The following is a 25922-nucleotide window of genomic DNA, read 5'->3' on the forward strand; positions in this document are numbered from 1 at the left end:
CCCGTCTGGCGGGCCCCGCCCCCTCACTCTTCCTCGGCCGTGCCTTCGGCGGTGCTCTTCTCTGGCCGCGCTTTCTTTGGCTGTGCCTTTGGCCGCCCGCGCTTTGAGCCGCGCCTGAGCCGCGCCTTTGGTCCCGGCTTCGTCAACGCAGCTGCTTGTTCAACTCCTTGGCCGCCTCGGTGAGGTCCTTGGCGGTGTCGATGGCCCGCCAGTAGGCGCCGTTCGGCAGGGGGAAGCCCGCCAACCGGCGCTCACGGGCCAGCCGGGGGAAGGTCGTTCGCTCGTGGTCGCCCACGTCGGGCAGCAGCTTCTTGAAGTCGGCGGAGAAGACGTACACGCCCGCGTTGATGAGGTACGGCGAGGGCGGCGACTCGATGAAGTCCGTGATGTGCCCGAAGGCGTCCGTCTCCACGGCACCCCAGGGGATGCGGGGCCGCGCGAGCGCGAGGGTCGCGGTGGCGTCGCGCTCGGCGTGGAAGGCTGCCATCTCGCGGAGCGAGAAACGGGTCCAGATGTCGCCGTTGGTCGCGTACCAGGGCTGGTCCTGGTGCGGCAGCCCGGCGGCGGCGTACTTCAGGCCGCCGCCGCGGCCCAGGGGCTCCGTCTCCACCACGGTGGTGACGCGCAGGGGCAGCACCGCGCTGTCCAGCCACTCCTGGAGGACGTCGGCGAGATGCCCGCAGGACACCACGGCGTCGGTCACGCCCTCTTCCGCCAGCCAGGCAAGCTGATGGCCGATGATCGGGGTCCCGGTTCCGGGGATCTCGACCATCGGCTTGGGGCGGTCGTCGGTGTACGGGCGCAGCCGCGAGCCCTGGCCGCCCGCCAGGACCACGGCCTGCGTCGGAAACGTAGGCGTTTGCATGCCGTGCACGATATGCGGGCCGCCGGGCGCGGCGTGCCCCGGCTCCGCGCGTCGGGAGCCGAGCCGGCGCCCGCCCCACAGCTGTGGTGGCCGGGCTCTGCCGGCTCTCGCCGGCCCGACCGCGGCCCCAGGACGCCTTCCGAGCCCCGTTGCGGACCCGACAGCGGCTCCAGGGGCTCCAGGAGACCTTCCGAGCCCCGCTCCGGGCCCAGGGCCGTCCTTACGAGCCCTGGGCCTGCTGGGAGACGCCGGTGGCGAAGGACGTGTCGCAGACGGGCCGGGAGAAGGTCTGGGCGCGCGTCGGCCCGTACAGCTCCACGGCGGCGCGGCCGAGGGCCCGCGCGATGGACATGCAGTGCTCGGCGAGCGAGGGCCGTGCCTCGACCTCGCGCTGGAGCTGGGTGAGCGCGGCACCGGGGTCCTTCGCCTGCAGCTCGGTCAGCAGCCGGTCACGCAAAATGTCCTGCGGAGCGCGGGACTTCGCGCGCACGGAGACGTTCTCCGAGGAGGCGGTGAGCATCTGCGACTCGGTGGCCTGCCCCGCCCACGGGACGGCGGTGACCGCCAGGGTCCCGGAGAGCACCAGGACGACAGGCAGAACGAGGGCGAGAGTGCGGCCGATTCGGCGGGCTGTGTGGGTCACGCGAGCGAGCGTAGCGGCCAGTGATGATTTGGCGACATTTAGTCACTCGCGTGAGGGACGGTTCGAGGGTTCTTTTCGAATCGCGTGTTGACGCCGGGTGGTGCATTGTCCCAAATGCCCCTGTGTGCCGCGGTATTTGTCCACTTACCCGAAAAGCCGGGCTCCGCACCGAAGTGCGGGCCCGGCCTCTCGCCGGCTGCTGTGCGCGGTCGCGCAGTCTTTTCAGTCGCGCGGTCCTCAGTCGCTGAGCCGCTCGCCCGTCGACGTCGAGAAGACGTGCAGCTCGCCGGCGCGCGGCACGACGTGCAGCTCGCTGCCCTTGTCCGGGACGGAGCGGCCGCCGACGCGGACGACGAGGTCCTTGTGCTCCCCGCCGACCTGGGCGGAGCCGTAGACGTAACCGTCGGCGCCGAGCTCCTCGACGACGTTCACGGCCACGGCGAGACCGGCCGGGGCGTCCTTGGAGAGCGTCTTGGCGTCGCCGCCGCCGTGCTCGACGACATCGAAGTGCTCGGGGCGGACACCGACCGTGACGGTCGTGTCGCCCTTGTCGGCGGCGGCGGAGAGGGCCTCGCGGGAGACCGGGACGACGCTGTTGCCGAACTTCACGCCACCGTCGGTGATCGGGACCTCGACCAGGTTCATGGCCGGGGATCCGATGAAGCCGGCGACGAAGAGGTTGGCCGGGCGGTCGTACATGTTGCGCGGCGAGTCGACCTGCTGGAGCAGACCGTCCTTCAGCACGGCGACACGGTCACCCATGGTCATGGCCTCGACCTGGTCGTGCGTCACGTACACGGTCGTGATGCCCAGACGGCGCTGGAGCGAGGCGATCTGCGTACGCGTCGACACGCGGAGCTTGGCGTCGAGGTTCGACAGCGGCTCGTCCATGAGGAAGACCTGCGGCTCACGCACGATGGCGCGACCCATCGCGACACGCTGCCGCTGACCACCGGAGAGCGCCTTCGGCTTGCGGTCCAGGTAGTCGGTGAGGTCGAGGATCTTGGCGGCCTCTTCGACCTTCTTGCGGATCTCGCTCTTGTTGACGCCGGCGATCTTGAGCGCGAAGCCCATGTTGTCGGCGACGGTCATGTGCGGGTAGAGCGCGTAGTTCTGGAACACCATGGCGATGTCCCGGTCCTTGGGCGGCAGGTGCGTGACGTCGCGGTCGCCGATCCGGATGGATCCGCCGTTGACGTCCTCGAGACCCGCGAGCATGCGCAGGGAGGTCGACTTGCCACAGCCGGAAGGCCCGACGAGTACGAGGAATTCGCCGTCCTCGGTCTCGATCTCGAGCTGGTCGACGGCGGGCTTGTCGGAACCCGGGTAGATCCGGGTCGCCTTGTCGAACGTGACAGTAGCCATGCTGATGTGTCTCCTCCACCGGCAGGAACGTGCCGGACGATCCGAGTAAGGGAGTGGTGTAGTCCAACGGTGTGAACCTGTCGCGACGCTACCTGGCCATATGGCATCTGTCAGCAGTTCACGTCCGACGAATTTCCGACCGCACCGGCCCGACGGTTGGTTACACTGCTCTGGCTGCCTCCTTAGCTCAGCTGGCCAGAGCACCGCTCTTGTAAAGCGGGGGTCGTCGGTTCGAACCCGACAGGGGGCTCAAGGGAAAAGACCCCCAGCCGATCATGGCTGGGGGTCTTTGACATCCACGGGTGCGATCCCGGCCATGTCCCGCGCATGCTCCGAGCCGGACCGCCTGGTTCGCGGGCTTGGTGGCCCGGAGGAGTCAGTGGCGGCCGGAGATCTTGTCGGCCAGGGTGGCGAGGCGGTCGGTCGTGGGGGTGTGGGTGGTGGATTCGCGGTGGTCGGCCTTGCGGTAGGCGGCGTAGAGGGTCTGGACGCCCAGCCAGCGCAGGGGTTCCGGTTCCCATTTGCGGACCTTGTGGTTGACCCAGGGGAGGGCGGTCAGGTCGGTGGGGCCCGACTGGCCGGAGTCCTGCTGGATCAGGTCGCGCAGGGTGCGGGCGGCCAGGTTCGAGGTGGCCACGCCGGAGCCGACGTAGCCGCCGGCCCAGCCGAGGCCGGTGGAGCGGTCGAGGGTGGCGGTGGCGCACCAGTCGCGGGGGACGCCGAGGACGCCGGACCAGGCGTGGTCGATGCGGGCGCCGGCGGTGATGGGGAAGAAGCGGACGAGGATGTCCCTGAGCGCCTCGATGGTGGCCGGCTGGGTGCGGCCGTCATTGTCCGTCTTGGAGCCGTAGCGGTACGGGACGCCGCGGCCGCCGATGGCGATGCGGTTGTCGGCGGTGCGCTGGGCGTACATGTAGGCGTGGGCCATGTCGCCGAGGGTTTCGAGGCCGGCCCAGCCGATCTCGGACCAGATGTGCTCGGAGAGGGGCTCCGTGACGATCATGGAGGAGTTCATCGGGAGCCAGGTGCGGTGCTGGCCCTTGAGGGACGCGGTGAAGCCTTCGGTGCAGCGCAGGATGTACGGGGCGCGGACGGTGCCGTAGGGGGTGACGGCGTGTTTGGGCCGGACCTCCGTCACAGGGGTGGATTCGTGGATGGTGACGCCGAGCGCTTCGACGGCCGCGGCGAGGCCCTTGACGAGTTTCACGGGGTGCAGACGGGCGCCGTGCGGGGTCCAGCTGGAGGCCACCGCGCCGGTGACGCGGATGCGTTCCGCGGTTTCGCGGGCGCCGAAGAGGACCCGGTCCTTCTCGCCGAAGGCGATCTCGACGGCGTGGAAGGCCTTGAGGCGGGCGAGTTGGGCCGGTGAGTAGGCGACCTCGAGGACGCCGCCCTTGTGGATGTCGGCGTCGATCTTCTCGTCCTCGGCGACACGGACGACCTCGTCGACCGTGTCGTTCATGGCCTGCTGGAGGCGGACGGCGGCGTCATGGCCGTGGAGCCGCGCGAAGCGGTCGCGTCCCGCGATGCCGTTGTAGAGCCAGCCGCCGTTGCGTCCCGAGGCGCCGTAGCCGCAGAACCTGCCTTCCAGGACGGTGATGTTGAGGAAGGGGACGGCCTTCTTGAGGTAGTACGCCGTCCACAGACCGGTGTATCCGCCGCCGACGATGCAGACGTCGGCGGTGGCGTCCCCGGGCAGGGGCTCGCGGGGGACGGGCGTGCCGTCCTGTGCGTACCAGAACGATATGCCGCCGTTGACGGTGTTCATGTCGGTTGCTGCTTTCGCTGCCGGTGGTCGCGTCGATGAGCGCGTCTGTGTGGCGGGAATTTACTGGTCCGGGGCGGCTTTCGCGACGCGTGCTTCGTACGATCGCCGGGTGATCGACATTCCGGACGAGCTGGTGGCATCGCAGGTCAGGTTCAACGGGGAGGCGGGGCGGGCCTTTGTGGCGGAGCTGCCGCGCAGGGCCGAGGAGTTCGCCGAGCGGTGGGGGCTGCGGGTTGCCGGGCCTTCCCTGCACGGAGTGGCCTCGCTGGTCGTTCCGGTCGAGAGGGCGGTGGACGGGGCGCCGGCTGTGCTGAAGATGCAGCTGCTCGACGAGGAGAACGCGGGCGAGGGTTCGGCGCTGCGGACCTGGGCCGGGGACGGGGCCGTACGGCTGCTGGAGCACGATCCCGCCACGGGGACGCTGCTGCTCGAGCGGCTGGACCACGGCCGCCATCTGTCGGCCCTGGCGGACAGCAGGGAGGCGACCGGGGTGCTGGCGGGGCTGCTGGCGCGGTTGTCGTCCGCGGCGGCGCCCGAGGGCATGCGGCGGCTGGGCGACCTCGCGGCGGCGATGCAGCGCAGGCTGCCGGAGGTGGTGGAGGAGCTGGCCGACGAGGGGGAGCGGCGGCTGCTCGCGGACTGCTCGGCGGCGCTGCGGGAGGTCGCGGGGGAGCCGGGCGACCGGCTGCTGCACTGGGATCTGCACTTCGACAACGTGCTGGCGGCGGAGCGTGAGCCGTGGCTGGTGATCGACCCGAAGCCGCTCGCGGGGGACCCCGGCTTCGAGCTGCTGCCCGCGCTGTGGAACCGGTTCGACCCGGGCGAGGTGCTGTGGCGGTTCGACCTGATGACCGAGGTGCTGGGGCTGGACCGCGAGCGGGCGCGGGCATGGACGCTCGGACGGGTGCTGCAGAACGGGCTGTGGGAGGCGGAGGAGGGGGAGGACGAGCTCGACGGGAGCCAGGTGTTCATTGCGCGGACGCTGTTGGCGCGGTAGGCGGCCGGACGGGCAGTCTGTGCGCATGATTCGTACTGCTACACCTGCCGATGTGCCTGTCATCCACGAGATGGTGCGGGAGCTCGCGGACTACGAGAAGGCACTGCACGAGGCGAACGCGACCGAGGAGCAGCTGCGGGAGGCGCTGTTCGGTGAGCGCCCCGCCGCGTACGCACACATAGCGGAGACGGAGGACGGCCGGCCCGCCGGATTCGCCCTGTGGTTCCTGAACTTCTCCACGTGGCGCGGTGTGCACGGGATCTACCTGGAGGACCTGTACGTGCGGCCGCAGCTGCGGGGCGGCGGCCACGGCAAGGCGCTGCTGACGGAGCTGGCGCGGATCTGTGTGGCGCGGGGCTACGAGCGTCTGGAGTGGTCGGTGCTGGACTGGAACACCCCGTCGATCAACTTCTACAAGTCGCTGGGAGCCCGGCCGCAGGACGAGTGGACGGTGTACCGGCTGACCGACGAGGCGTTGACGACTCTCGGGTCGTAGCCCGTCAGGGAGCTCGGGGACCTAGGGGATCAGGACGACCTTGCCGACCGTGCCGCGGGTCTCGAGGGCGCGGTGTGCGTCCGCGGCGTCGGCGAGGGCGTACCGCTGGACGGCAGGGCGGAGCCGGCCGGCCGCGGCTTCGCCGAGGGACCGGGTTTCGAGGGCGCGCAGGCCACCGGCTTTTTCGAGCATGGCGGGGCCGAGGACACCCTGCGAGGTGATGCCGCGTTCAAGGAGTTCTGCCTCGGTGAAGGTGAGAGGGCTGTCCGAGAGGATGCCCTGGCTGGACCAGCCGAAGACGATGTGCCGGCCGCCCTTGCCCAGGAGGTGGACGGCGGCGCGGCCGGCATCGCCGCCGACGGAGTCGTAGACCACGGTGGCGCGCCGGTCGCCGAGGTGCTTCCGTACGGCGTCGGGCCAGTCGGGCTGCTTGTAGTCGACGGCGAGGTCGGCGCCGCCCGCGAGGACCCGGGCCGTCTTGTCGGGGCCGCCGGCGAGGCCGATCACGGTGGCGCCGGCGTTCTTGGCGTACTGGACGATCAGGGTGCCGATGCCGCCCGCGGCGGCGGTGACGATCGCGATGTCGTCGGGGCCGAGGTCGGTGTACTGGAGGACGCCGAGGGCGGTGCGTCCGGTGCCGATCATGGCGACCGCTTCGGCCTCGTCGAGGCTGCCGGGGATCTCGTGGAGTCTGTCGGCGTCGGTGACGGCGAGTTCCGCGTAACCGCCCGGATTCATGCCGAGGTGGGCGACGACGCGTTTGCCGAGCCAGGTCGGGTCGGTGCCCTCTCCCAGGGATTCAACGATTCCGGCGACCTCACGGCCCGGGATGGTGGGCAGCTCGGCAGGCGCCCCGAAGGGGCCCTGCGCGCCCTGGCGCAGCGCGGTGTCGAGGAGATGGACGCCCGCGGCTGCGACGGCGATCCGTACCTGGCCGGGGCCGGGTACGGGGTCGTCGGCGGTCTCGTAGTCGAGGTTCTCCGCGGGTCCGAAGGCGTGCAGGCGGATGGCGCGCATGGAGTGGGCTCCCTCTCGGTGGATGACGCTCCGGGTGGTGACGGGCCCACTCTTCAACCTCAAGCGCGCTTGAGGTCAAGGCGGCCGGGGGAGCCGGTGTTTCCGCCGTCGCGCAGCGCCAATGAGACCGCCTCCAATGCGCTGTTGAACGACACCTCCGAGAGCAGGCCCGGGGCTGCCACCTGGTCACCGGCGAGGTAGACACCGTCGCCGCGGTCGATGGCGGGGCGGTCGCGCCAGGTGGTGCCGGGCAGGTCGACCGCGCCGGTACGGCCGTTGGCGAGCGCTTCGCGCCGCCATACGGTGCGCTCCCGCCAGCCCGGGAAACCCAGGTCGAGCAGTGCCTCCGCGCGGGCGATCCCGTCGGCCCTGGACTCGTCGGGGCCGACGGGGAGCTGGCCCTGGACGAGCTGCTCACCGGCGGGTGCGAGGGTCCGGTCCTGGGCGGTGAAGCGTTCCAGCCATCCGGGGGCGTCGAGGTCGCTGACGACGAACGGGTCGCCGCGCCGGGTGCGCAGCGCAAGGTCGATCAGGGCGGTGCGGCCGCTGGTCCAGTGCAGGGTGTCGTCGTCGAGGAGGCGCCGGGCGGCGGCAAGCGTCGTGGCGACGATGACGGGGCCGTGGCCTTCCGGCAGGACGTCGACACGGGAGGAGGTCTCGATGCGTACGCCGAGGTCCCAGGCGCGGCCGGCCATGCGGTCGATCACTTGGCTCCAGCCGCCGCGCGGGTAGTGGGCCTCGGGCGGGAGGGCGGTGGCGCGGCGGAAACGTTCCTGTACGAAGGCTGCGGAGAGCGACCCGGGGTCGTGGTGGAAGAGGGCGACGCCGGCGTAGTGGGCGGCGGCGCGCGCGGCCTCCTCGCCCGCGACGCCGGTGGCCCAGGTCAGGAAGTCGGCGTTGACGGGGGCCGACTCCGCGGGGCGGCGGGCGAGCCGCAGCAGGGCGAGCGGCGGAGTGCGGCGCAGCCTGCCCTCGCGGCGGAAGCGGAAGCGCGCAGCTTCGAGGGCGGGCAGCGGTGCCAGGGGGCCGAGCAGGTCGCGCTGCTTCAGCCAGGTCCAGTGGGGGCCGCGGTTGTAGAGGGCGTGCGGCCCGTCATTGGTCTTGTACGGGCCCTCGCCCGTACGGGCGCGTCCACCGAGGGTGTGGTGGGCCTCGTGCAGGAACACCCGGGCGCCCGACTCTGCGGCGGTGATGGCCGCGGTGAGGCCGGCGAACCCGCCGCCGACGACGGTGATCTCGTGCATGGTTCTCTCTCCTGTCTCGGTCGACTCGCTCGACTGACGCTCGATGACTCGCTCTCTTGATTCGCTCTCCCGACTGGGACGGCTCGGGGGTCCCGATGTGTGACATCGGGGCGGCCGAGGGGCGTTGTCAGTGGTGCACGTCACTATGGGGTCATGGCGAGGACACGGAGGCCGGCAGTCGCTGCGGCGCGGGTGACGGAGGTGCGGTTGCCGCGGCTCGAGGCGTTCGGGGGCGGCGCCCTGGAGCCGGACGGCGATTACGACGGGGTGGAGTTCGCCGGGCTGGATCTGGGCGGGCAGCAGGGGGCGGGGGCGCGCTTCATCGACTGTGCGCTGCGTGAGTGCGCGTTGGACGGGACGGAGCTGGGCAGCGCCCGTTTCGTCGACTGCGTGCTCGAGGGGGTTCGGGGTGTGGGGGCCGACCTCGCGGGGGCCTCGTTGCGCGACGTGGAGGTACGGGAGGCGCGGCTGGGCGGGGCACAGCTCCACGGGGCGGTGCTGACGGGGGTGGTGCTGCGGGGCGGAAAGATCGACTATCTGAATCTTCGGGAGGCGAAACTGACGGACGTGGTGTTCGACGGGTGTGTGCTGGCGGAGGCCGACTTCGGGGGCGCGCGGTTGGAGCGGGTCGAGTTCCGCGGCTGTGTGCTGCGGCAGGCGGATTTCTCCGGGGTGCGGATGAAGGACGTCGATCTGCGGGGCGCGGCGGAGCTGGACATCGCGCGGGGTGTGGAGCGGCTGGCCGGCGCGGTGATCAGCTCTGCCCAACTGTTCGATCTGGCACCGGCGTTCGCGGCGCAGGTCGGGGTGCGGGTGGAGTGACGGGGGGCGACCGGTCGCGGGCCGGGGCGCGGGGGTCGGGGTCCGGCGGAGCGTGGCCCCGGCGGGGCGGCCCGGCTCTCGGGGCCGTGCGGTGTCAGGTGGTGCGGGGGAAGCGGGCCTGGAGGTCCCAGATCATCGGGTTGTCGCCGAGGCCTTCGTGCATGTCGGTGAGGTCGGCGACGAGGTCGTGGAGGAAGTCGCGGGCCTCGCGGCGCAGTTCACTGTGGCTGAAGGTGAGGGGCGGCTCGTCGCCGGGCATCCAGTCGGCTTCGACGTCGACCCAGCCGAAGCGGCGCTCGAAGAGCATGCGGTCGCTGGACTCGGTGAAGTCCAGCTCGGCGTGCTGGGGCCTGGACGCGCGGCTGCCGAGCGGGTCCCGGTCGAGCTGCTCGACGATGTCGCACAGGGCCCAGGCGAAGTCGAGCACGGGCACCCATCCCCAGGCTGTGGACACCTCCCGGTCCTCCTTGGTGTCGGCGAGGTAGACGTCGCCGCAGAAGAGGTCGTGGCGCAGCGCCTGCACGTCCGCACGCCGGTAGTCGGTCTGCGGCGGGTCGGGAAAGCGGCGCGAGAGGGAGTAGCCGATGTCGAGCACGTGGTCGATGGTGTCACGCCCCCAGACGTCTGCTGTACGACCAGGTGACGGCGGTCAGCAGGAAGGGGACGGCGACCAGCGGCGCGAAGAAGAAGGCCCAGACGGTGTTGGCGGTGCTCGACATGTAGGTCTGGCTCTCCACGGTGAACAGGACCACCGTCTGCCACAGGGCGAAGACGATCGTCAGCGCGGAGGCGGCTCTGGCGATCGCGGCGAGTGTCCGGGGCGGCAGCGGCTGCCACCGGTCCGTGACGAGCAGCAACGGGAAGAGGGCGGCCAGCTCGGAGACGACGGCGAGGCCGATGACGTAGGCGATGCCCCAGCCGGGGATGCCGAAGGACTCGCGCAGGACTTCGTCGCTGTAGCCGACGTGGATGCCGCTCCCCATGGCGATGCGCCAGAGGCCGGAGGGGAGGGCGCACAGTGCGATGGCGTGCGCGGCGCGGCGGGCCCAGCGGGGCGCGGGAGCGACGGCGGCCGCGGTGGCTCTGGTTGCTGTGGTCATGACGTTCACGATGGCTGGGGCGGGCGGTCCGCCGCTTCGTCCCGTACGGCGGACCGTCTCCGCCGCGCGGGGGAGGTCGCGTTGGACCGCGGGAAGGACGGAGCCCCCGGAAGGCGCACTGCCCGACCCGCCGGGCTTCGCCCTCGACGCCGCTGCCTTCTGATCCGGGCCGGCGCCCGCACAGGGCATCAGGCCGGTGCCCGCTCAGCGCCTCAGGGCCTAACGCCTCAGGGCCTCAGCGTCTCAAGGCCAAGTGCCTCACAACCTCGCGGCCGTGCCTCAAGGCAGCAGTCGCTGTTCCTTCGCCACCGCGACCGCGCCCGCGCGGGTGTCGACGCCGAGCTTGGCGTAGATGCGGCCCAGGTGGGTCTTCACGGTCGCTTCGCTGATGAACAGTGCGCGGGCGATCTCGCGGTTGCCGAGGCCGCGCGCCAGCTGGCCGAGGATGTCGCGTTCCCGGTCGGTGAGGGTCGGCCCGGCGGCTCCGCGCATCCGGTCCATGACGCGGCCGGCGACGGGTGCGGAGAGCGCGGTGCGGCCCTGCGCGGCGGCGCGGATCGCCGCGAAAAGTTCCTCGGGCCGTTCGGCCTTGAGGAGGTAGCCGGTCGCGCCCGCCCCGATGGCGCGGGTGATGTCGGCGTCGGTGTCGTACGTGGTCAGGACGAGTACATGGACGTCCGGCGAGGCGATACGGCTGGTGGCCTCGACCCCGTCGATGCCTGCCCCCAGCTGGAGGTCCATCAGCACGACGTCCGGCTTCAGTTTCGCGGCCATCGCGACGGCCTCCTCACCACTGCCGGCCTCGCCGACGACCTCGATGTCGGCCTCGCTGCCGAGCAGGGCGAGCAGCCCGGCGCGTACGACGGCGTGGTCGTCGCAGAGCAGGATGCGTACGGTCACGGTGACTCCAGCGGGATCGCGGCGGACAGCACGGTGCCTTCGCCGGGTGCGGACTCGACGGCGAGGGTGCCGCCGAGCTGCTCGGCGCGGGCCCGGATCGCGGGCAGGCCGTGCCCGCGTACGCCGGGGCCCCGGCCGCTGCCGGGCTCGAAGCCGGTGCCGTCGTCGGCGATGTCGAGAACCACCTGGTCGCCGAGGAACGACAGGGTGAGCGTCGCGGCGGTGGCGTCGGCGTGCTCCCGTACGTTCGCCAGCGCGCCCTGCGCGATCCGCAGCAGCGCCGACTGGACCCGGTCGGGCAGCGGCGCGGGCGTGCCGTCGAGGTGGAAGCGGACGGTGAGCGTGTCGGTGGTCTCGCGTTCGGCCAGCGTACGCAGCGCCTCGGGCAGGCTGCCGCCCTCCGCCAGATCGGCCGGGGCGAGGTCGTGGACGAAACGGCGGGCCTCGGCCAGGCTCCGTTCGGCGATCGACTCCGCCGTACGGACATGGCCGCGGGCGGCGGCCGGGTCGCTGTCCCAGGTGCGGTCGGCGGCCTGGAGCAGCATCTGCTGGCTCGACAGGCCCTGGGCCAGGGTGTCGTGGATCTCCATGGACAGCCGCTGACGCTCCGCGAGGGTGCCCTCGCGGCGTTCGGTGGCGGCCAGTTCGCGGCGGGTGCGGACCAGGTCGTCGATGAGCACCCGCTGGCGTGCGGCGAGCCGTTCGGCGTGGACGAAGACCGCCGTCGCGATCGCCGCCACGGCGGGCGGCGCGAGGACGAGGTTCGGATCGAAGCCGCCCTCCGCGAGTTGGAGCTGGGCGGCGACGACGAACACGGTGAGCAGGACGACCAGGGCGAGCGCCGCGCGGGTGGGCAGCGCCCGCAGCCCGGTGTACAGGAGGGGCACGGCGCACCAGGCGAAGCTCGGGGCGAGGACGACAAGAGCGACCCACACGGCGACCACCGTGAGCAGCCGGACGAGCCGGAGGGGTGTGGCATGCGGGCCGAACACCGGCCCCACCGTGTACAGCACGGCAAGGGCCACCGAGAGCCCGATGATCCACGGGGAGCGGAACTCCCAGGGGTGGCGCAGCAGGTAGCGGGCGAGCGAGGCACCGAGCAGCAGGAAGAACGCCGCGTGCATCACCCGGGCAAGCCATCGGGCGTCGGGGTCCTGCTGCTGTTCCACCGCCGTCTCCTCGGCCGTCAGACCTGCGATTGCCTCGTGGTGGCCCCACGGGCACCTCCATCGTGGCCCGCCGGGACCACTGCGGCATCGACCGATCGGCTGACACGCCTGTCGACCATCACGCGCGGCAGCGGGAGCCGGAGCGTGGACCCCGCGGGCCGTGGTGCGGCCGGAGGATCGATGGCGGAACGAGAGAGCAACGGCGGACCAGCCGCCCCTCCCGAAGGAGCCATCACCATGAAGAAGACCCTGATCGGTGCCGCCACCGCCGCCGTTGTCGCCGCGGGCACGTTCGGCGCCGTCGCCGCGAACGCCTCCGCCCCCGCCGCCGAGACCAGGGCGGCTGTCACCGCCGACGTCTCGAACCGCAGCCTCCAGCAGACCACACACCTGACGATCGACGCCGCCACAAAGGCCGCGCAGGCGGCGCTCGACGCCGCGGAGAAGGAGAACCAGCGCATCACCGTGGCCGTCGTCGACCGCAACGGCAACACCGTCGTCACCCTGCGTGGCGACGGTGCGGGCCCGCAGTCGTACGAGTCGGCGGAGAAGAAGGCGTACACCGCCGTGTCGTGGAACGCGCCCACCTCCGAGCTGGTGAAGCGTCTCGAGCAGGCCCCGAACCTGAAGGACATCCCCGGGACGCTCTTCCTCGGTGGCGGGGCTCCGGTGCAGGTCAAGGGCGCGCCGATCGCGGGTATCGGAGTGGCGGGCGCCCCGAGCGGGGAACTGGACGAGAAGTTCGCCCAGGCAGGCGTCGCCGCGCTCGGCCGCTGAGCCGCGCGGACAGTGGGGAGGGCGGTGCCTAGGATCGTGGTGTGGACCCGCACGCCCTCCCCCGCCGCGTCCTTCCGTCTCGCGCGGTCTTCTCGCGCGTCGCCCTCGCCCTGCTGCTGTTCGCGGGCGGCGCGGGCGGCGCGGGCTGCGCGGACAGCGGTTCGGACGTGGACGCAAAGCCCGGCGCCGCGGGACTGCGCGATCCGTACTTCCCGAAGCTCGGCAACGGCGGCTACGACGTCCGGCACTACGACCTGACGCTCGACTACGACCCCCGGTCCGGCCGGCTCGAAGGCACGGCGGCGCTCACCGCCCGTGCCACGCAGGACCTGAGCGCCTTCAATCTCGACCTGCGCGGGCTGACGGTCGAGAGCACGACCGTCGACGGCGCGGCGGCCGCGGTCCACCGGGCCGGAAGGGAAGTCACGGTGCGGCCTCGCCAGGTCATCGCGGAGGGCGCCGCATTCCGTACCGTTGTCCGCTACTCCGGCGTCCCGCAGGCGATCACCGGCGCCGACGGGGTGCGGGAGGGCTGGCTGCGCCGCCCGGACGGCGCGCTCGCGATCGGCGAACCCCTCGGCTCCACGACGTGGTTCCCCGGCAACCACCACCCGGCGGACAAGGCCGCGTACGACATCACCGTGACCGTTCCCAAGGGATACGAGGCCGTGTCCAACGGCGAGCCGGCCGGTGAACGCGATCGCGGCGGCGGCCGGACTTCCTTCGACTGGCACGCCGCCGAGCCGATGGCGAGCTACCTTGCCACGCTCGCCATCGGCGACTTCCGTATGAAGGCCACGCGTACGCCCGACGGGCTGCCCGTCGTCACCGCCGTCGATCCGGCGGTGGCGCGGCGGAGTTCGGCGCTGCTGGACGACATTCCGCGGATCGTGGAGTGGGGAACGGAGAATTTCGGTCCGTATCCGTTCTCCTCCGCCGGGGCGATCGTCGTGCCGTCCGGCGACCTCGGCTACGCCCTGGAGACCCAGACCAGGCCGGTCTTCCCGCTGGGCGGGTTCGACGAGACGACCCTCGTCCATGAGGTGGCCCACCAGTGGTTCGGCAACTCTGTCTCGCCCGCGACCTGGCAGGACGTGTGGCTCAACGAGGGCTTCGCCACCTACGCGGAGTGGATGTGGCGGCAGGAGTTTGACGGTGTGCCGGTACGGGAGAGCTACGAGAACGCTTTCGCGGACGAGGCGAACTGGGCCTTCGCCCCCGCCGAACCGCCGGACTCCGCGGACCTCTTCGGCGCCCCGGTGTACGGGCGTGGTGCGATGGTGCTGCACCGGGTCCGGCAGGCGGTCGGCGACGAGGTGTTCTTCGGCATCGTCCGCGGTTGGGCGGAGAAGTATCGTCACTCCAACGCCTCCACGGACGACTTCGTCGGCTTCGTGGAGAAGGAGTCCGGCAAGGACCTGACGGAGCTGTGGGACGTGTGGCTGTACGGGGACGAGAAGCCGCGCAGGCCATGAGCGAACGCGCCTGGGCCCCGGCCGGAGCCGGGGCCCAGATCGTGTCCCTGCGTCAGAAGTCGCGTCAGAAGTCGCGTCAGGGGTCGCGTCAGATGTTGACGCCGAAGTCGCGGGCGATGCCCTCGAGGCCGGAGGCGTAACCCTGGCCGACCGCGCGGAACTTCCACTCCGCGCCATTGCGGTAGAGCTCGCCGAAGACCATGGCGGTCTCGACGGCGGCGTCCTCGCTCAGGTCGTAGCGGGCGATCTCGGCGCCGCCGGCCTGGTTGATGATGCGGATGTAGGCGTTGCGCACCTGGCCGAAGTTCTGGCTGCGGGAGACGGCGTCGTAGATCGAGACCGGGAAGACGATCTTGTCGACGTCGGCAGGCAGACCCGCCAGGTTGACGTTGATCTGCTCGTCGTCGCCGCCGCCCTCGCCGGTGCGGTTGTCGCCGGTGTGGACGATGGTCTGGTCCGGCGTCGACTTGTTGTTGAAGAAGACGAAGTGGGCGTCGGAGGCGACCTTGCCCGCGCCGTTCACGCCGATCGCGGAGGCGTCGAGGTCGAAGTCCGTGCCGGTGGTGGTGCGGACGTCCCAGCCGAGGCCGACGGTAACGGCGGTCAGGCCCGGAGCCTCCTTGGTGAGCGAGACGTTGCCGCCCTTGGACAGGCTTACTGCCATTGGGAAGTCCCCTTCGGTTCGATACTGCGAGCTACGGGTCCTCCCGAAGCTACCGTCACCGGTCATAACGCGGGCAGGGGACCGTCAGGTTCCATGCGGGCGGAAACAAACACGTTCCGTACGGGCGGAAAAGAGGGTGACGGTCCGGCCCGCGCACGGGACCATGGACGACATGTCCGGGCCCTACATCATCCGCGGTTCCGTCTCCCTGCCGGAGGCGGAGCTCATGTGGCGTTTCTCCCGGTCCTCAGGGCCCGGCGGTCAGCATGTCAACACCAGCGACTCGCAGGTGGAGCTCCGCTTCGACCTCGCGGGGACCGACGCGCTGCCGCAGGTCTGGAAGGACCGTGCGCTGGAGCGCCTCGCGGGCCGGCTGGTGGGAGGCGTGATCGCTGTACGCGCCTCGGAGCACCGCTCTCAGTGGCGCAATCGCGAGACCGCGGCGGTGCGGCTGGCGTCCCTGCTGGCGGAGGCGACGGCCCCGCCGCCGAGGCCGCGCCGGCCGACGAAGATCCCGCGCGGTATCAACGAACGGCGGCTGCGGGAGAAAAAGCAGCGCGCGGAGACGAAGCGCGGCCGCACGGGCCGCGACTGGTAGCCGCGACCGAGCGTTCCCAGCCGACCGCTTCCGCGCCGAGCGAGCGCCGAACGCCCCCGCCTGTCAGTGACGGCCCGCGAAACACCCGGCCGGCACGACACGAGCGAAACACCCGGCCTGCACGACACCCGCGAAACACCCGGCCCTCACGACAGGTGCCGGTAGCGCCCCCGGAAGTACGTCAACGGCCCCGCGACCTCGTCCGCGAGCCCCACCTTCAGCACGTGACCGATCACCAGCGTGTGGTCACCGGCCTCGACCCGCTGCCGAGTCCGGCACTCGAGCGTCGCGAGCGCACCCCCGACCAGCGGGGCGCCGCACACCTCGCCCCGTTCGTGGGCGAGGTCCTCGAACAGCAGGCGGTCGCTGAGCCGCCCCTTCATCGCGAAACGTCCGGCGATCTGACGGTGCTTCTCCGTGAGCACGGACACTCCCCACAGCGGCTGCTCGGCGAGCAGGTCGTCCATGCGTGACCCGTTGCGCAGGCTGACGAGCACCAGCGGTGGGTCGAGCGAGACGGACATGAAGGCAGTCGCGGTCATGCCGACGTCCTCGCCGCGTGGCCCGTGGTCGGCGTCGTGCGCGGTGACCAGCACCACGCCCGCCGCGAGCCGGGACATGGCGGCACGGAACTCCTCGTTGCTCACCCCCTCAGGATGGGGGATGGCGGAGGCGGCTGGAGTGGGGGTCGTCTGCAACACCCCTGGAACGCTAGTCTCGCCCGATCCGTCACCGCATCGGGCCCTGGAACCAGGCCGGTCCTAGGACCGGAGCCCCACGACCATGAGTAACCATGGGTACGCTTCGATGGTTTTGCGTTCAATAAGTGTCTTCAAGAAGCGAGGCTGCGCCCGGCCGGTCGCATCTGACCCTTCATCATCTGATGTGACTTGAGTCACAGAGGCCAGTAATTGTTGACCCTGTGTACCGGGTGAGCTGCTCACTGTGATTCAGTGGCCGGGATACCGCTACAAGTACGCCAATCAGACGCCCTGGAGTTTGCTGTCGAGGTCTCGGGGAGAGCGAGCGATGGAGACCGAGTCGGAGCCCTATGTCCGTCTTGCGACCCTGCGGCAGCTGCACCAGGTCGTCGCGGACCTCAACACGGCCCGCAGCCTGGCCGACACCCTGCAGACCGTCGCCGACGGAATCGTCGCCGGACTGGGCTACGAGCTGGCCTGCGTCAACCTCGTCCGCCCCGACGGTGACCTGGTCGTCGCCGCGTTCGCCGGCAGCGCCGCCGCAGAGGCCCTGATCACCGGCCGGGTCGGCTCCCGCGCCTCCTGGGACCGCCGGCTGTCCATGGGAGAGGCCTGGGGCGAGCTGCGCTTCATACCGCACACCGAGGGCTGGGTCCTCATAGAGGACGACGTCCCGCAGTGGCACACCGACGGCCCCGAGCCGCGCTTCGAGGACGAGTGGCACCCGCTGGACCGTCTCTACGCCCCCATGTACGCGTCGGGCGGCGGGCGCGAACTGCTCGGCGTGATCTCCGTGGACCGGCCGCGCAACGGACGCCGCCCCGGCCCGTGGGGCCAGGAGGCCCTGCAGATGTACGCCTCCCAGGCGGCGATCGCGATCAGCAACGCGAGACTCCGCTCCAACATGCAGCGCGCCCTGGTCCGTCTCGAGCGGGAGCAGCAGGCCCTGCGCGCCAGCGAGGAATCCTTCCGCCAGGCGTTCGAGTACGCCCCCAGCGGCATGGCCATCGCCGAGATGGGCGGCGACCAGCACGGCCGGCTGCTGCGCACCAACGACGCACTGTGCCGACTCCTCGGCCGCCCCGCGTCCGCGATGCGCCGTTACTCCTTCGCCGACCTGGTCCACCCCGAGGACGTGGGCACGCTGCTGCGCACGTCCGCGGAGGGCGGTCGCGCGGAGATCAGGCTGAGCCGCAGGGACGGCACGTACGTGTGGGTCTCGCTGCGCAACTCGGTCGTCGCCGACACCGCGGACGGGCCGCGGTTCCTCCTCACCCACGTCGAGGACATCGAGGACCGCAAGCGCCACGAGCTCCAGCTCGCGCACCGCGCCTCGCACGACGCGCTCACCGGCCTGCCCAACAGCGCCGAGCTGCGCGCCCGGCTCAGTTCGCGCCTGTGCGAGCGCCCGCACGCAGCGGCGTACGCGACCGACATCGAGGCGCTGGACGCCGCCTACGACAACTACCAGTCGTTCCGTGGCGACGGCTTCGACTTCGAAGCGGTCGGCGCCCGGTCCTACGACCACCACGTGCACCTCGTCGCGCCGGACAGCGAGATCGACGACGGTGCCAAGGGGCTCGCCGTCCTCTTCTGCGACCTGGACGGCTTCAAGTCGATCAACGACAGGTTCGGGCACCAGACCGGCGACGCCGTGCTGGTCGAGGTCGCCCGCCGGCTTACCACCGGCGTGCGTGACGGGGACACCGTCGCCAGACTCGGCGGCGACGAGTTCGTCGTCCTCGCCGACGGTCTCGGCGCGGCGGACGCCGCGGATCTGGCCGTACGGCTGCGGAACGCGATCATCCTGCCCATCCGCGTCGGCGGTCGTGGCGTGCGCGTCGGGGCCAGTTTCGGCATCGGATGGGCGAGCTGCGGGATGTCCGTCGAAGAGGTGCTGCAATCGGCCGACCAGCGGATGTACATCGAGAAGCGCTCCCGCTCCAAGGTGCACCGCCGGGCCGGGTGACGGATAACACCCTTGCTCCTCGGCCCTGGTGGCCGGGCGCGGGTCGGACGGATGAGGCCCGCACCACCCGATCCGTTGGTCCGAACCGGGTAGGCTCGCCCGGGTCGGCGTTGTGCTGACGAGATGGTGAGGAGTGACTGGGATGACGGCCGCGAACAACGGCGCGAGCACGCCCGAGGACGACGACCCGTTCGGCTACCTGTACGCGGACGGGCAGCAGGCGGGCGCCACACCCCCGCGCCAGGGCGGCTACGGCTACCCCGGACCGGCGGCACAGCCCGGGGTCCCCCGCACCTCGTACAACCAGGTGCGGACGGTCGGTGAGCGTCAGTACGGCCAGCAGATTCCGCAGCAGCACACGTACGGCCAGCAGTCCGGCTACGGGCAGCAGCCGACCGCCGCCTACGCGGCGCCCGAGACCTACCCCGGAGCCACGGCCCAGACCCGTCAGGTCCCGGTACCTCCGAGCCAGGGCGGCCACGGCCGCGGCGGCCGGAGCGGCGGCCCCAACACCAGGGGCCTGCTGATCGGCGCGATCGCGGTCGTCGCGGTCGTCGTGATCGGCATCGGCGCGGCACTGATGACCAGCGGCGACGAGAAGGACCAGGCGGGCGGCGAGAATCCGGGCGGCGCGCCGACGGCAGCGCAGTCGGTCAAGCCGAGCGAGCAGCCGTCCGGCAAGCCGGAGGAGCCCGTCGACCTCCCCAAGCAGGACGCGGCGACGCTCCGGCTGGGCCCGCCGGCTGCCCTAGCGAAGGACGTCCCGGGCGCGAAGGGCGCGGACGGCGCGTATGTGATGTTCAACGGTGTCGGCGGCTCGGCGGGCTGGTCGGTCGACGTGCCCGAGGCCGGCGCGTACACGATGTACATCACCTACAGCGTGCCCGGCAAGGACGCCAAGACCACCCTGACGATCAACGACGGGCAGCCCCGCGAGATCAACATGTCGAACTTCGCGCGAGCGGCGGAGGGCGACTGGACCAAGGGCTGGACCAACACGTACGCCTACGTGAACCTGGCGAAGGGCAAGAACGACCTCAAGATCTCCTGCGAGCAGGGGAACCAGTGCGAGGCGTATCTCGACCAGGTCTGGCTCGAGGCCGGCCAGAAGAAGGGCTGAGCGGTCCGGATCACGCCCTGACCACTCACGGCCCTCGGGGCCGCAGCACGACCACCGTCCCGGCTCGTCCCGCGAACCGGGACGCGGTGTTTCCTCACCTGCCAGGAGCGGCGGGCGGGTGCTCGACGACCTTGACGCGCGGCAGCAGCTCCTCGTAGGCCGCCGTGTCGAACTCGCCGGCCGCCGGGGCGAGGACCGTGGCCGCTGAGAGGGCGACCGCCCGCGAGAGGCGCTCCGCCCAGGGGAGTCCGCCGACCAGCCCGGACAGCAGGCCGGCGACCGCCGAGTCGCCCGCGCCGGTCGGGTTGCCCTTGACGGCTCGGGGCGGGGCGGCCTGCCAGGTGCCGTCCGGGGTCGCGGCGAGCAGACCGTCGGGGCCGAGGGAGGCGACGACCGCCTGTGCGCCGCGGCGGCGGGCGTCGCGGGTGGCCCGCAGGGGTTCGCGCGAGCCGGTGAGCCGGGCGAGCTCTTCGGCGTTCGGCTTGATCAGCTCGGGGCGGGCGGCGATGCCGCGGCGCAGTGGCTCTCCGCCGGTGTCGAGGAGCACGGGTACGCCGGCGCCGCGCGCCCTGCGCACCAGTTCCGCGTACGCGCCGACGTGGATGCCGGGTGGCAGGCTGCCGCACAGGGCGACCGCGTCGGCGTCGCGCAGCAGCGCGTCGTACGAGGAGAGGAACGCCGTCCACTCCTCGGGCGTGACGGTGGGTCCCGGCTCGTTCAGCTGAGTGGTGTCACCGGTCGTGCCGTCGGCGATCGCGAGCGTGCGCCGGGTGGTGCCCGCGATCTCCACGAGCGCGTCGTGCGGCGCGAGGGGGGCGAGCATACGGCGCAGGACGGCCCCGGTGGGCCCGCCCGCGAAACCGGTGACGACGCTGTCGTGGCCGAGGGCGGCGAGGACGCGTGCGACGTTGATGCCCTTGCCGCCGGGGCGTTCCGCGACCTCGCCCACCCGGTGGGAGGCGTGCGGGGTCAGGGCGGCGACCCGGTAGGTGATGTCGAGGGCGGCGTTGAGTGTGACCGTCAGGATCACCCGTGTACCCCCGAAGAACGCGTTTGCCGTGCTCGTACGGGTCCTGATCATGCCAAACGGAGGGCGGTTGGCCCAAGACCCCGGGGGCCAACCGCCTTGCCGTGCATCGCGGGCGGAATCACCCCAGGGCGGGGTCAACCACCCAGGCGCCGTGGCGCATCACGCCCCTGAGCGTGAAGTCCGCGTCGAGGACGACCAGGTCCGCGTCCTTCCCGGGCTCCAGCGAGCCGACCCTGTCGTAGACGCCGAGCAGCTTCGCCGGATTGGCGGAAATGGCCGCGACGACGTCCTCGACGGGGATGTGGTCGACGGTGACGGCCCGCTTGAAGGCGGTGTCCAGGGTGAGGGTGGAGCCCGCGATCGAGTCGCCCTCGACCAGTCGGGCGACGCCGTCCTTCACCTCGACCTCGAGGGGGCCGAGCTGGTACCGGCCGTCGCCGAAGCCGGCCGCGTCCATGGCGTCGGTGATGAACGCGACCCGTCCCGCGCCCGCGCTGCGGAAGGCGAGTTCGAGCGCGGCGGGGTGGAGGTGGGTGCCGTCGTTGATCAGCTCGACGGTGACCCGCTCGTCCTCCAGCAGCGCCGCGATCGGGCCGGGAGCGCGGTGGCCCAGGGCCGGCATGGCGTTGAACAGGTGGGTGGCGACGGTGGCCCCCGCGTCGATGGCCTCACGGGTCTGCTCGTACGTCGCGTCCGTGTGGCCGATCGCCGCGATGACGCCGTGGTCGGCGAGCAGTCGCACGGAGTCGATGCCGCCCGGCAGTTCGGTGGCGAGGGTGACCATCTTCGCCGTGCCGTGGGCGGCGTCGATCAGCTTGCGGACCTCGGCCGGGTCGGGGTCGCGGAGCAGCTCCTCGCTGTGGGCGCCCTTGCGGCACGGCGAGATGAACGGCCCCTCGAAGTGGATGCCCGCGAGGTCGCCCTGCTGGACGAGCTCGGCCAGGAAACCGGCCCGGTGGGCGAGGAAGGCCATGTCGCCGGTGACCGTGGAGGCGACGAGGGTGGTGGTGCCGTGCCGCCGGTGCGTCAGCACGCCGTGCAGGACGTCCTCGGCGCTGCCGGAGGTGAACGAGGCCCCGCCGCCGCCGTGGTTGTGGATGTCGACGAAGCCGGGGACGACCCAGTGCCCGGACAGGTCGCGGACGGGCGCGTCGGCGGGTGCGTCCGCGGCGATCCTCGTGCCCTCGACGACGACGCGTCCGTTGTCGACGGTCCCGGTCGGCAGCACCACCCGGGCACCGGCCAGAACTGTGCTCGGCGGGCGGTGCGGGCTCGTGGCGTGAACCGTGCTCGTGGCGCGAGCGGCGCTGGCGGCCATCAGGCGGTTACCTCCGTGGCGAGTAGATCCCAGGCGAGCAGCCCTGCGCCCAGGCATCCGGCGGTGTCCCCGAGGGCCGCCGGGACGATCGTGGGCAGCTTCTGGAACGTGACGCGTTCCTGGACCGCCGCCCGAAGGGGTGTGAACAAGGTTTCCCCGGCCTCGGCGAGGCCGCCACCGATGATCAGGGTGCGGGGGTCCAGCAGGGTGAGTGCGGTGACGAGGCCGTCGGCGAGCGCGTCGACGGCCTCCTGCCACACCGCGGTCGCGGCCTTGTCGCCTGCCTCGACGGCCCTGGCGCAGTCGGCGGCGTCGGCGTCCGGGTCGCCGCAGGCGGCGGCCCAGGCGCGGGTGACCGCGGCGGCGGAGGCCAGCGTCTCGAGGCAGCCGCGCTGCCCACAGCCGCAGGCGGGGCCGCCGGGGCGGACGACGATGTGGCCGATCTCGCCGGCGCAGCCGTGGGCGCCGGCCTCGATGGCACCGTCGATGCCGATGGCGCCGGCGATGCCGGTGCCGAGGGGCACGAACAGGAACCGGTCGGCGCCCTGACCGGCTCCGATACGGCCCTCCGCGAGTCCACCGGTGCGGACGTCGTGCCCGAGCGCGACGGGGATCTCGCCGAGCCGCCGGCTCAGGAGCTCGCGCAGGGGGACGTCGCGCCAGCCGAGGTTGGCGGCGTAGACGGCGATGCCGTGCTCGGCGTCGACGATCCCGGGGACGGCGACGCCGGCGGCCTCGGCGGGCCGGCCGAGGTGCTCCTGCCCGTGGGCGCGCAGCTCCGCCGCGAAGCCGAGGATCGACTCCACGACGGCGTCGGCCCCGCGCTCGCGCCCGGTCGCCCGCCGCGCCTCGTGAAGGAGCGTCCCGTCCGCCCCGACCAGGGCAGCCTTCATACCGGTGCCGCCCACATCGAGGGCGATGACGTGTCTCACGTGAACAGTCTCGCGCGTAGACCCGGAAAAGGTCTAGTCCACTCCCGGAATTGTTGCCACGCCATACAAACCGCGGCGACGACTCCCGTTCGCCCATGGGGGCCGGGAGCCTCCGCGGCCCGGCGGCAAGGCGGGGCCGAGGCCCCGGGTCAAAGGTGCAGGCGTTGTGAAAGTGAGACCGCAGTGGTGTAGACCTTGTATCTCCGGGTGGGGAAAGATCGCTCCCCATCTCACAGGACGTCGCGGGGGACCGACTGGGACAAACGGACGACACGGATCTATGAAGCAGAGGGTGGGGAAGAGCTGTGCAGCGGCGCTTCTTGGGTGTGATCGCGGCCGTCGCCGCACTGGGCACGACGGTTTCGCTCGCGGGGTGCGGCACCTCCGGCGGGTCCGGTGACGTCACCCTCAAGCTGGTGGCCGCCGACTACGACGTGGCCGGCGGAGAGAGCAGCAAGACGTACTGGGCGGATCTGACGGCCGCGTTCGAGGCCCAGAACCCCGGTATCGACGTCGAGGTCCAGATCGAGTCGTGGAACGACGTGGACCGAAAGGTCGCCGAGATGGTCAAGGCCGGTGAGGCCCCCGACATCGCGCAGATCGGCGCCTACGCCGACTACGCCGCGGCGGACAAGCTGTACTCCGCCGACCAGATGCTCTCCATCCCCGTCCAGTCCAACTTCCTCCCGCCGCTCGTCGACGCGGGCGAGACGAAGCGCGTCCAGTACGGGCTGCCGTTCGTCGCCTCCACCAGGCTGCTCTTCTACAACAAGACGCTCTTCAAGGAGGCCGGGATCACCACACCCCCCGGCACCTGGGCGGAGCTGCAGGCGGACGCGGAGAAGCTGAAGCTGAACACCGACGTCACGTACCCCTTCGCGCTGCCGCTCGGCCCCGAGGAGGCACAGGCGGAGACGCAGATGTGGCTGCTCAGCGGCGGTGGCGGCTACACCGACGAACTCGGCAGGTACGCGATCGACTCGGAGCAGAACATCGACACCTTCGAATGGCTGAAGGAGAACCTGGTCGACGAGAAGCTCACCGGCCCGGTCGCTCCCGGCAAGCTCAATCGCAAGGACGCCTTCGCCGCCTTCACCCGCGGCGAGGTCGGCATGCTGAACGGCCACCCCTCGCTGCTGCGGGCGGCCGAGAAGGCGGGCATCGACGTCGGCACCGTCGCGCTGCCCGGCCGGGAGGGCAAGGCCGAGGCGTCGATGGGCGTGGCCGACTGGATCATGGGCTTCAAGCAGAACGGTCACCGCGAGGAGATCGGCACGTTCCTCGACTTCCTCTTCACCGACGAGAACGTCCTCGAGTTCGCCGGTCAGAACGACCTGCTGCCGGTGACGGTCTCCGCCCGGGACACGATGGAGGACGACCCCGAGCAGGCGCACCTCAAGAAGTTCCTGGAGGTGCTGCCGGGCTCCGTGCTCCCGCCGGTGGGCAAGACGTCGTGGGCGTCGGCCAGCGGGAACATCAAGAAGAACATCGGCGACGCCGTGGGCCCCGGTGGCAGCCCCGCCCGCACGCTGGAGCGGATATCCCGCGACGCCAAGACGGCCGAGAGCGCCGAGTAGGCGCCCCCGGGTCGCGCCGGGCCGCGCATCCCGTACGTCCACCGCGTCCCGTGCGTGCCCCGGACCGTCAGTGCCCGCCGATAGGTTGGCTCGTATGACCGACGACCAGGAGCTTGCCGAGCGCGACCGGGCCGTCCTGGCCATGGAACGGCGTTCCTGGCCGGGGCCCGGCGCCAAGGAGCGGGCGATCAGGGAGCAGCTCGGTATCTCCCCGGTCCGCTACTACCAGCTGCTCAACGCCCTTCTCGACGACGCCCGCGCCCTCGCCCACGACCCGGTGACCGTCAACCGGCTTCGGCGTGTGAGGGACGCGAGGAGAAGTCGCCGCTAGGGTCGAAGGCATGGGCAGCTCCCCGTACGCAGAGTACGCAGACTCCATGCCGACGCCGTCCACACCAGCCGGCCGTGAGGGCCTCGCGGCGCTCCTCGACCGGCCCGACAGGGCGGTGATCGCTCTCGACTTCGACGGCACCCTCGCCGAGATCGTGGCCGATCCCGAGCAGGCGCGCGCTCACGAGCGTGCCGTCCCCGCGCTCGCCGCACTCGCGCCGCACGTGGCATCCGTCGCCGTGGTCACCGGCCGCCCCGCAGGGGTCGCCGTCCGCTACGGCGGCTTCGCCGGTGTCGACGGTCTGGACCGCCTCGTCGTCCTCGGCCACTACGGCGCGGAACGCTGGGACGCGGTCAGCGGGACCGTGAGGGCGCCGGCCCCCCACCCCGGCGTCGCGACCGCCCGGTCCGAGCTCCCCGGTTTCCTCGACGGGATCGGGGCCTGGCAGGGCACCTGGATCGAGGAGAAGGGCCGTTCCGTCGCGGTCCACACCCGCCGCGCCGAGGACCCCCAGGCCGCCTTCGACGCCCTGCGCGAGCCCCTCGCCGCGCTCGCTTCCCGGCACGGCCTGATCCTGGAGCCGGGCCGTATGGTCCTGGAACTGCGCCCGCCCGGCATGGACAAGGGCGTGGCGCTGTCCGAGTACGTGCGCGAGGCCGGCGCCGAGGCCGTGCTCTACGCCGGTGACGACCTGGGCGACCTGCCCGCGTACGGCGCCGTCGACAAGCTCCGCTCCGACGGCGTGCCCGGTCTGCTGCTGTGCAGCGGCGGCGCCGAGGTCCCCGAACTGGCAGAGCGCGCCGACCTGTTGCTGCCCGGCCCCGCAGAAGTGGTCGACTACCTCGCCGCCCTCGCGGGCCGGCTCCACGAGCGGCCCTAGTCCCCCCCCCCCCGGCAAGCTTTGCCCGGTCGCGGCACTACGCGCCCTCGCGCAGTGCGTCGAGCTGGTCCAGGAACCACTGCCGCGGGGGGGGCGGCGGGGCGGCCCCCCCGCCGGCGGGGGGGGGGCCGCCCCCGTCTTCCGGGGGGCTGGAAATCCGCCCG

General features: G+C 71.8%; 26 protein-coding genes and 1 tRNA gene. 12 read left to right on the forward strand and 15 right to left on the reverse strand.

Going from position 1 to position 25922, the window contains the following annotated elements:
- Positions 1-142 precede the first annotated feature (142 nt).
- The 3 genes from ABZ070_RS20360 to ugpC form a co-directional block, all read right to left on the reverse strand.
- A complete protein-coding gene (locus tag ABZ070_RS20360) occupies positions 143-865 on the reverse strand; it encodes a nucleotidyltransferase family protein (RefSeq protein WP_356635749.1) in 723 nt (240 codons plus the stop codon).
- 220 nt (positions 866-1085) lie between these two features.
- Positions 1086-1508: a hypothetical protein gene (locus ABZ070_RS20365; RefSeq protein WP_356635751.1), complete on the reverse strand. Its 423-nt coding sequence runs from the start codon at positions 1506-1508 to the stop codon at positions 1086-1088.
- A gap of 237 nt (positions 1509-1745) precedes the next feature.
- Positions 1746-2873 carry a sn-glycerol-3-phosphate ABC transporter ATP-binding protein UgpC gene (gene ugpC, locus ABZ070_RS20370; protein ID WP_356635753.1) on the reverse strand — a complete coding sequence of 376 codons (1128 nt, stop codon included), beginning with the start codon at positions 2871-2873 and terminating at the stop codon, positions 1746-1748.
- A 176-nt stretch (positions 2874-3049) separates the two neighbouring features.
- Between ugpC and ABZ070_RS20375 the strand changes: the two genes are divergently transcribed.
- Positions 3050-3123: transfer RNA gene (locus tag ABZ070_RS20375), tRNA-Thr, on the forward strand.
- Between the two features lie 126 nt (positions 3124-3249).
- Here the strand turns inward: ABZ070_RS20375 and ABZ070_RS20380 are convergent.
- A complete protein-coding gene (locus tag ABZ070_RS20380) occupies positions 3250-4641 on the reverse strand; it encodes an FAD-dependent oxidoreductase (RefSeq protein ID WP_356635755.1) in 1392 nt (463 codons plus the stop codon).
- A 109-nt stretch (positions 4642-4750) separates the two neighbouring features.
- On the opposite strand from ABZ070_RS20380, the gene ABZ070_RS20385 reads away from it, so the two are divergent.
- Both ABZ070_RS20385 and ABZ070_RS20390 read left to right on the forward strand, forming a co-directional pair.
- Positions 4751-5638, forward strand: coding sequence for an aminoglycoside phosphotransferase family protein (locus ABZ070_RS20385; protein WP_356635757.1), 888 nt, complete (start codon positions 4751-4753; stop codon positions 5636-5638).
- A gap of 25 nt (positions 5639-5663) precedes the next feature.
- Entirely contained in the window at positions 5664-6134 is a 471-nt protein-coding gene (locus tag ABZ070_RS20390; RefSeq protein WP_356635759.1) for a GNAT family N-acetyltransferase, read from the forward strand.
- A 21-nt stretch (positions 6135-6155) separates the two neighbouring features.
- Here the strand turns inward: ABZ070_RS20390 and ABZ070_RS20395 are convergent, their stop codons facing one another.
- Together ABZ070_RS20395 and ABZ070_RS20400 are read right to left on the reverse strand one after the other, a co-directional pair.
- Positions 6156-7151, reverse strand: a complete 996-nt coding sequence (locus tag ABZ070_RS20395; protein ID WP_356635761.1) for a zinc-binding dehydrogenase — start codon at positions 7149-7151, stop codon at positions 6156-6158.
- A 59-nt stretch (positions 7152-7210) separates the two neighbouring features.
- A complete protein-coding gene (locus ABZ070_RS20400; RefSeq protein ID WP_356635763.1) occupies positions 7211-8395 on the reverse strand; it encodes an NAD(P)-binding protein in 1185 nt (394 codons plus the stop codon).
- A 153-nt stretch (positions 8396-8548) separates the two neighbouring features.
- Here ABZ070_RS20400 and ABZ070_RS20405 point away from each other — a divergent pair, with 153 nt between their 5' ends.
- Positions 8549-9217, forward strand: a complete 669-nt coding sequence (locus tag ABZ070_RS20405; protein ID WP_356635765.1) for a pentapeptide repeat-containing protein — start codon at positions 8549-8551, stop codon at positions 9215-9217.
- A gap of 94 nt (positions 9218-9311) precedes the next feature.
- Here ABZ070_RS20405 and ABZ070_RS20410 read toward each other — a convergent pair whose 3' ends face one another.
- From ABZ070_RS20410 to ABZ070_RS20425, 4 genes are all read right to left on the reverse strand, one after another.
- Complete coding sequence (locus tag ABZ070_RS20410; protein ID WP_356635766.1) at positions 9312-9812, reverse strand: hypothetical protein; 501 nt, start codon at positions 9810-9812, stop codon at positions 9312-9314.
- Positions 9813-9825: 13 nt separating this feature from the next.
- Positions 9826-10326: a hypothetical protein gene (locus ABZ070_RS20415; protein ID WP_356635768.1), complete on the reverse strand. Its 501-nt coding sequence runs from the start codon at positions 10324-10326 to the stop codon at positions 9826-9828.
- Positions 10327-10596: 270 nt separating this feature from the next.
- A complete protein-coding gene (locus ABZ070_RS20420) occupies positions 10597-11217 on the reverse strand; it encodes a response regulator transcription factor (RefSeq protein WP_356635770.1) in 621 nt (206 codons plus the stop codon).
- Complete coding sequence (locus tag ABZ070_RS20425; RefSeq protein WP_356635798.1) at positions 11214-12341, reverse strand: sensor histidine kinase; 1128 nt, start codon at positions 12339-12341, stop codon at positions 11214-11216. The genes ABZ070_RS20420 and ABZ070_RS20425 overlap by 4 nt, the downstream gene beginning before the upstream one ends.
- A gap of 282 nt (positions 12342-12623) precedes the next feature.
- Between ABZ070_RS20425 and ABZ070_RS20430 the strand changes: the two genes are divergently transcribed.
- Positions 12624-13163, forward strand: coding sequence for a heme-binding protein (locus ABZ070_RS20430; RefSeq protein ID WP_356635772.1), 540 nt, complete (start codon positions 12624-12626; stop codon positions 13161-13163).
- A gap of 41 nt (positions 13164-13204) precedes the next feature.
- Positions 13205-14638 (forward strand): M1 family metallopeptidase, encoded by a 1434-nt coding sequence (locus ABZ070_RS20435; protein ID WP_356635774.1) that lies wholly within the window; start codon positions 13205-13207, stop codon positions 14636-14638.
- Positions 14639-14726: 88 nt separating this feature from the next.
- Here the strand turns inward: ABZ070_RS20435 and ABZ070_RS20440 are convergent, their stop codons facing one another.
- Positions 14727-15302 (reverse strand): TerD family protein, encoded by a 576-nt coding sequence (locus tag ABZ070_RS20440; protein WP_356635776.1) that lies wholly within the window; start codon positions 15300-15302, stop codon positions 14727-14729.
- Between the two features lie 172 nt (positions 15303-15474).
- On the opposite strand from ABZ070_RS20440, the gene arfB reads away from it, so the two are divergent.
- Complete coding sequence (gene arfB, locus ABZ070_RS20445) at positions 15475-15900, forward strand: alternative ribosome rescue aminoacyl-tRNA hydrolase ArfB (RefSeq protein WP_356635778.1); 426 nt, start codon at positions 15475-15477, stop codon at positions 15898-15900.
- 146 nt (positions 15901-16046) lie between these two features.
- Here the strand turns inward: arfB and ABZ070_RS20450 are convergent, their stop codons facing one another.
- Entirely contained in the window at positions 16047-16547 is a 501-nt protein-coding gene (locus ABZ070_RS20450) for a flavin reductase family protein (protein ID WP_356635780.1), read from the reverse strand.
- Between the two features lie 382 nt (positions 16548-16929).
- Between ABZ070_RS20450 and cdgB the strand changes: the two genes are divergently transcribed.
- Both cdgB and ABZ070_RS20460 read left to right on the forward strand, forming a co-directional pair.
- Positions 16930-18570, forward strand: coding sequence for a diguanylate cyclase CdgB (cdgB, locus tag ABZ070_RS20455; RefSeq protein WP_356635782.1), 1641 nt, complete (start codon positions 16930-16932; stop codon positions 18568-18570).
- Between the two features lie 142 nt (positions 18571-18712).
- Positions 18713-19690, forward strand: coding sequence for a carbohydrate-binding protein (locus tag ABZ070_RS20460; RefSeq protein WP_356635784.1), 978 nt, complete (start codon positions 18713-18715; stop codon positions 19688-19690).
- Between the two features lie 94 nt (positions 19691-19784).
- Here the strand turns inward: ABZ070_RS20460 and ABZ070_RS20465 are convergent, their stop codons facing one another.
- The 3 genes from ABZ070_RS20465 to ABZ070_RS20475 all read right to left on the reverse strand — a co-directional run bounded on the left by ABZ070_RS20465 (position 19785) and on the right by ABZ070_RS20475 (position 22970).
- Positions 19785-20720 carry a 1-phosphofructokinase family hexose kinase gene (locus tag ABZ070_RS20465; protein ID WP_356635786.1) on the reverse strand — a complete coding sequence of 312 codons (936 nt, stop codon included), beginning with the start codon at positions 20718-20720 and terminating at the stop codon, positions 19785-19787.
- 118 nt (positions 20721-20838) lie between these two features.
- Positions 20839-22038 (reverse strand): N-acetylglucosamine-6-phosphate deacetylase, encoded by a 1200-nt coding sequence (nagA, locus tag ABZ070_RS20470; protein WP_356635788.1) that lies wholly within the window; start codon positions 22036-22038, stop codon positions 20839-20841.
- Positions 22038-22970, reverse strand: coding sequence for an ROK family protein (locus ABZ070_RS20475; protein WP_356635790.1), 933 nt, complete (start codon positions 22968-22970; stop codon positions 22038-22040). Before ABZ070_RS20475 ends, nagA begins: the two co-directional genes overlap by 1 nt.
- 305 nt (positions 22971-23275) lie before the next feature.
- Between ABZ070_RS20475 and ABZ070_RS20480 the strand changes: the two genes are divergently transcribed.
- The 3 genes from ABZ070_RS20480 (at position 23276) to otsB (ending at position 25758) form a co-directional block, all read left to right on the forward strand.
- Entirely contained in the window at positions 23276-24547 is a 1272-nt protein-coding gene (locus tag ABZ070_RS20480; RefSeq protein ID WP_356635792.1) for an extracellular solute-binding protein, read from the forward strand.
- A 94-nt stretch (positions 24548-24641) separates the two neighbouring features.
- Entirely contained in the window at positions 24642-24878 is a 237-nt protein-coding gene (locus ABZ070_RS20485) for a DUF3263 domain-containing protein (RefSeq protein ID WP_356635794.1), read from the forward strand.
- Between the two features lie 10 nt (positions 24879-24888).
- Positions 24889-25758, forward strand: a complete 870-nt coding sequence (gene otsB, locus ABZ070_RS20490; protein ID WP_356635796.1) for a trehalose-phosphatase — start codon at positions 24889-24891, stop codon at positions 25756-25758.
- Positions 25759-25922: the final 164 nt, after the last annotated feature.

Source organism: Streptomyces sp. NPDC006283 (genome assembly GCF_040613325.1).
In the GTDB taxonomy this organism is placed as follows: domain Bacteria; phylum Actinomycetota; class Actinomycetes; order Streptomycetales; family Streptomycetaceae; genus Streptomyces.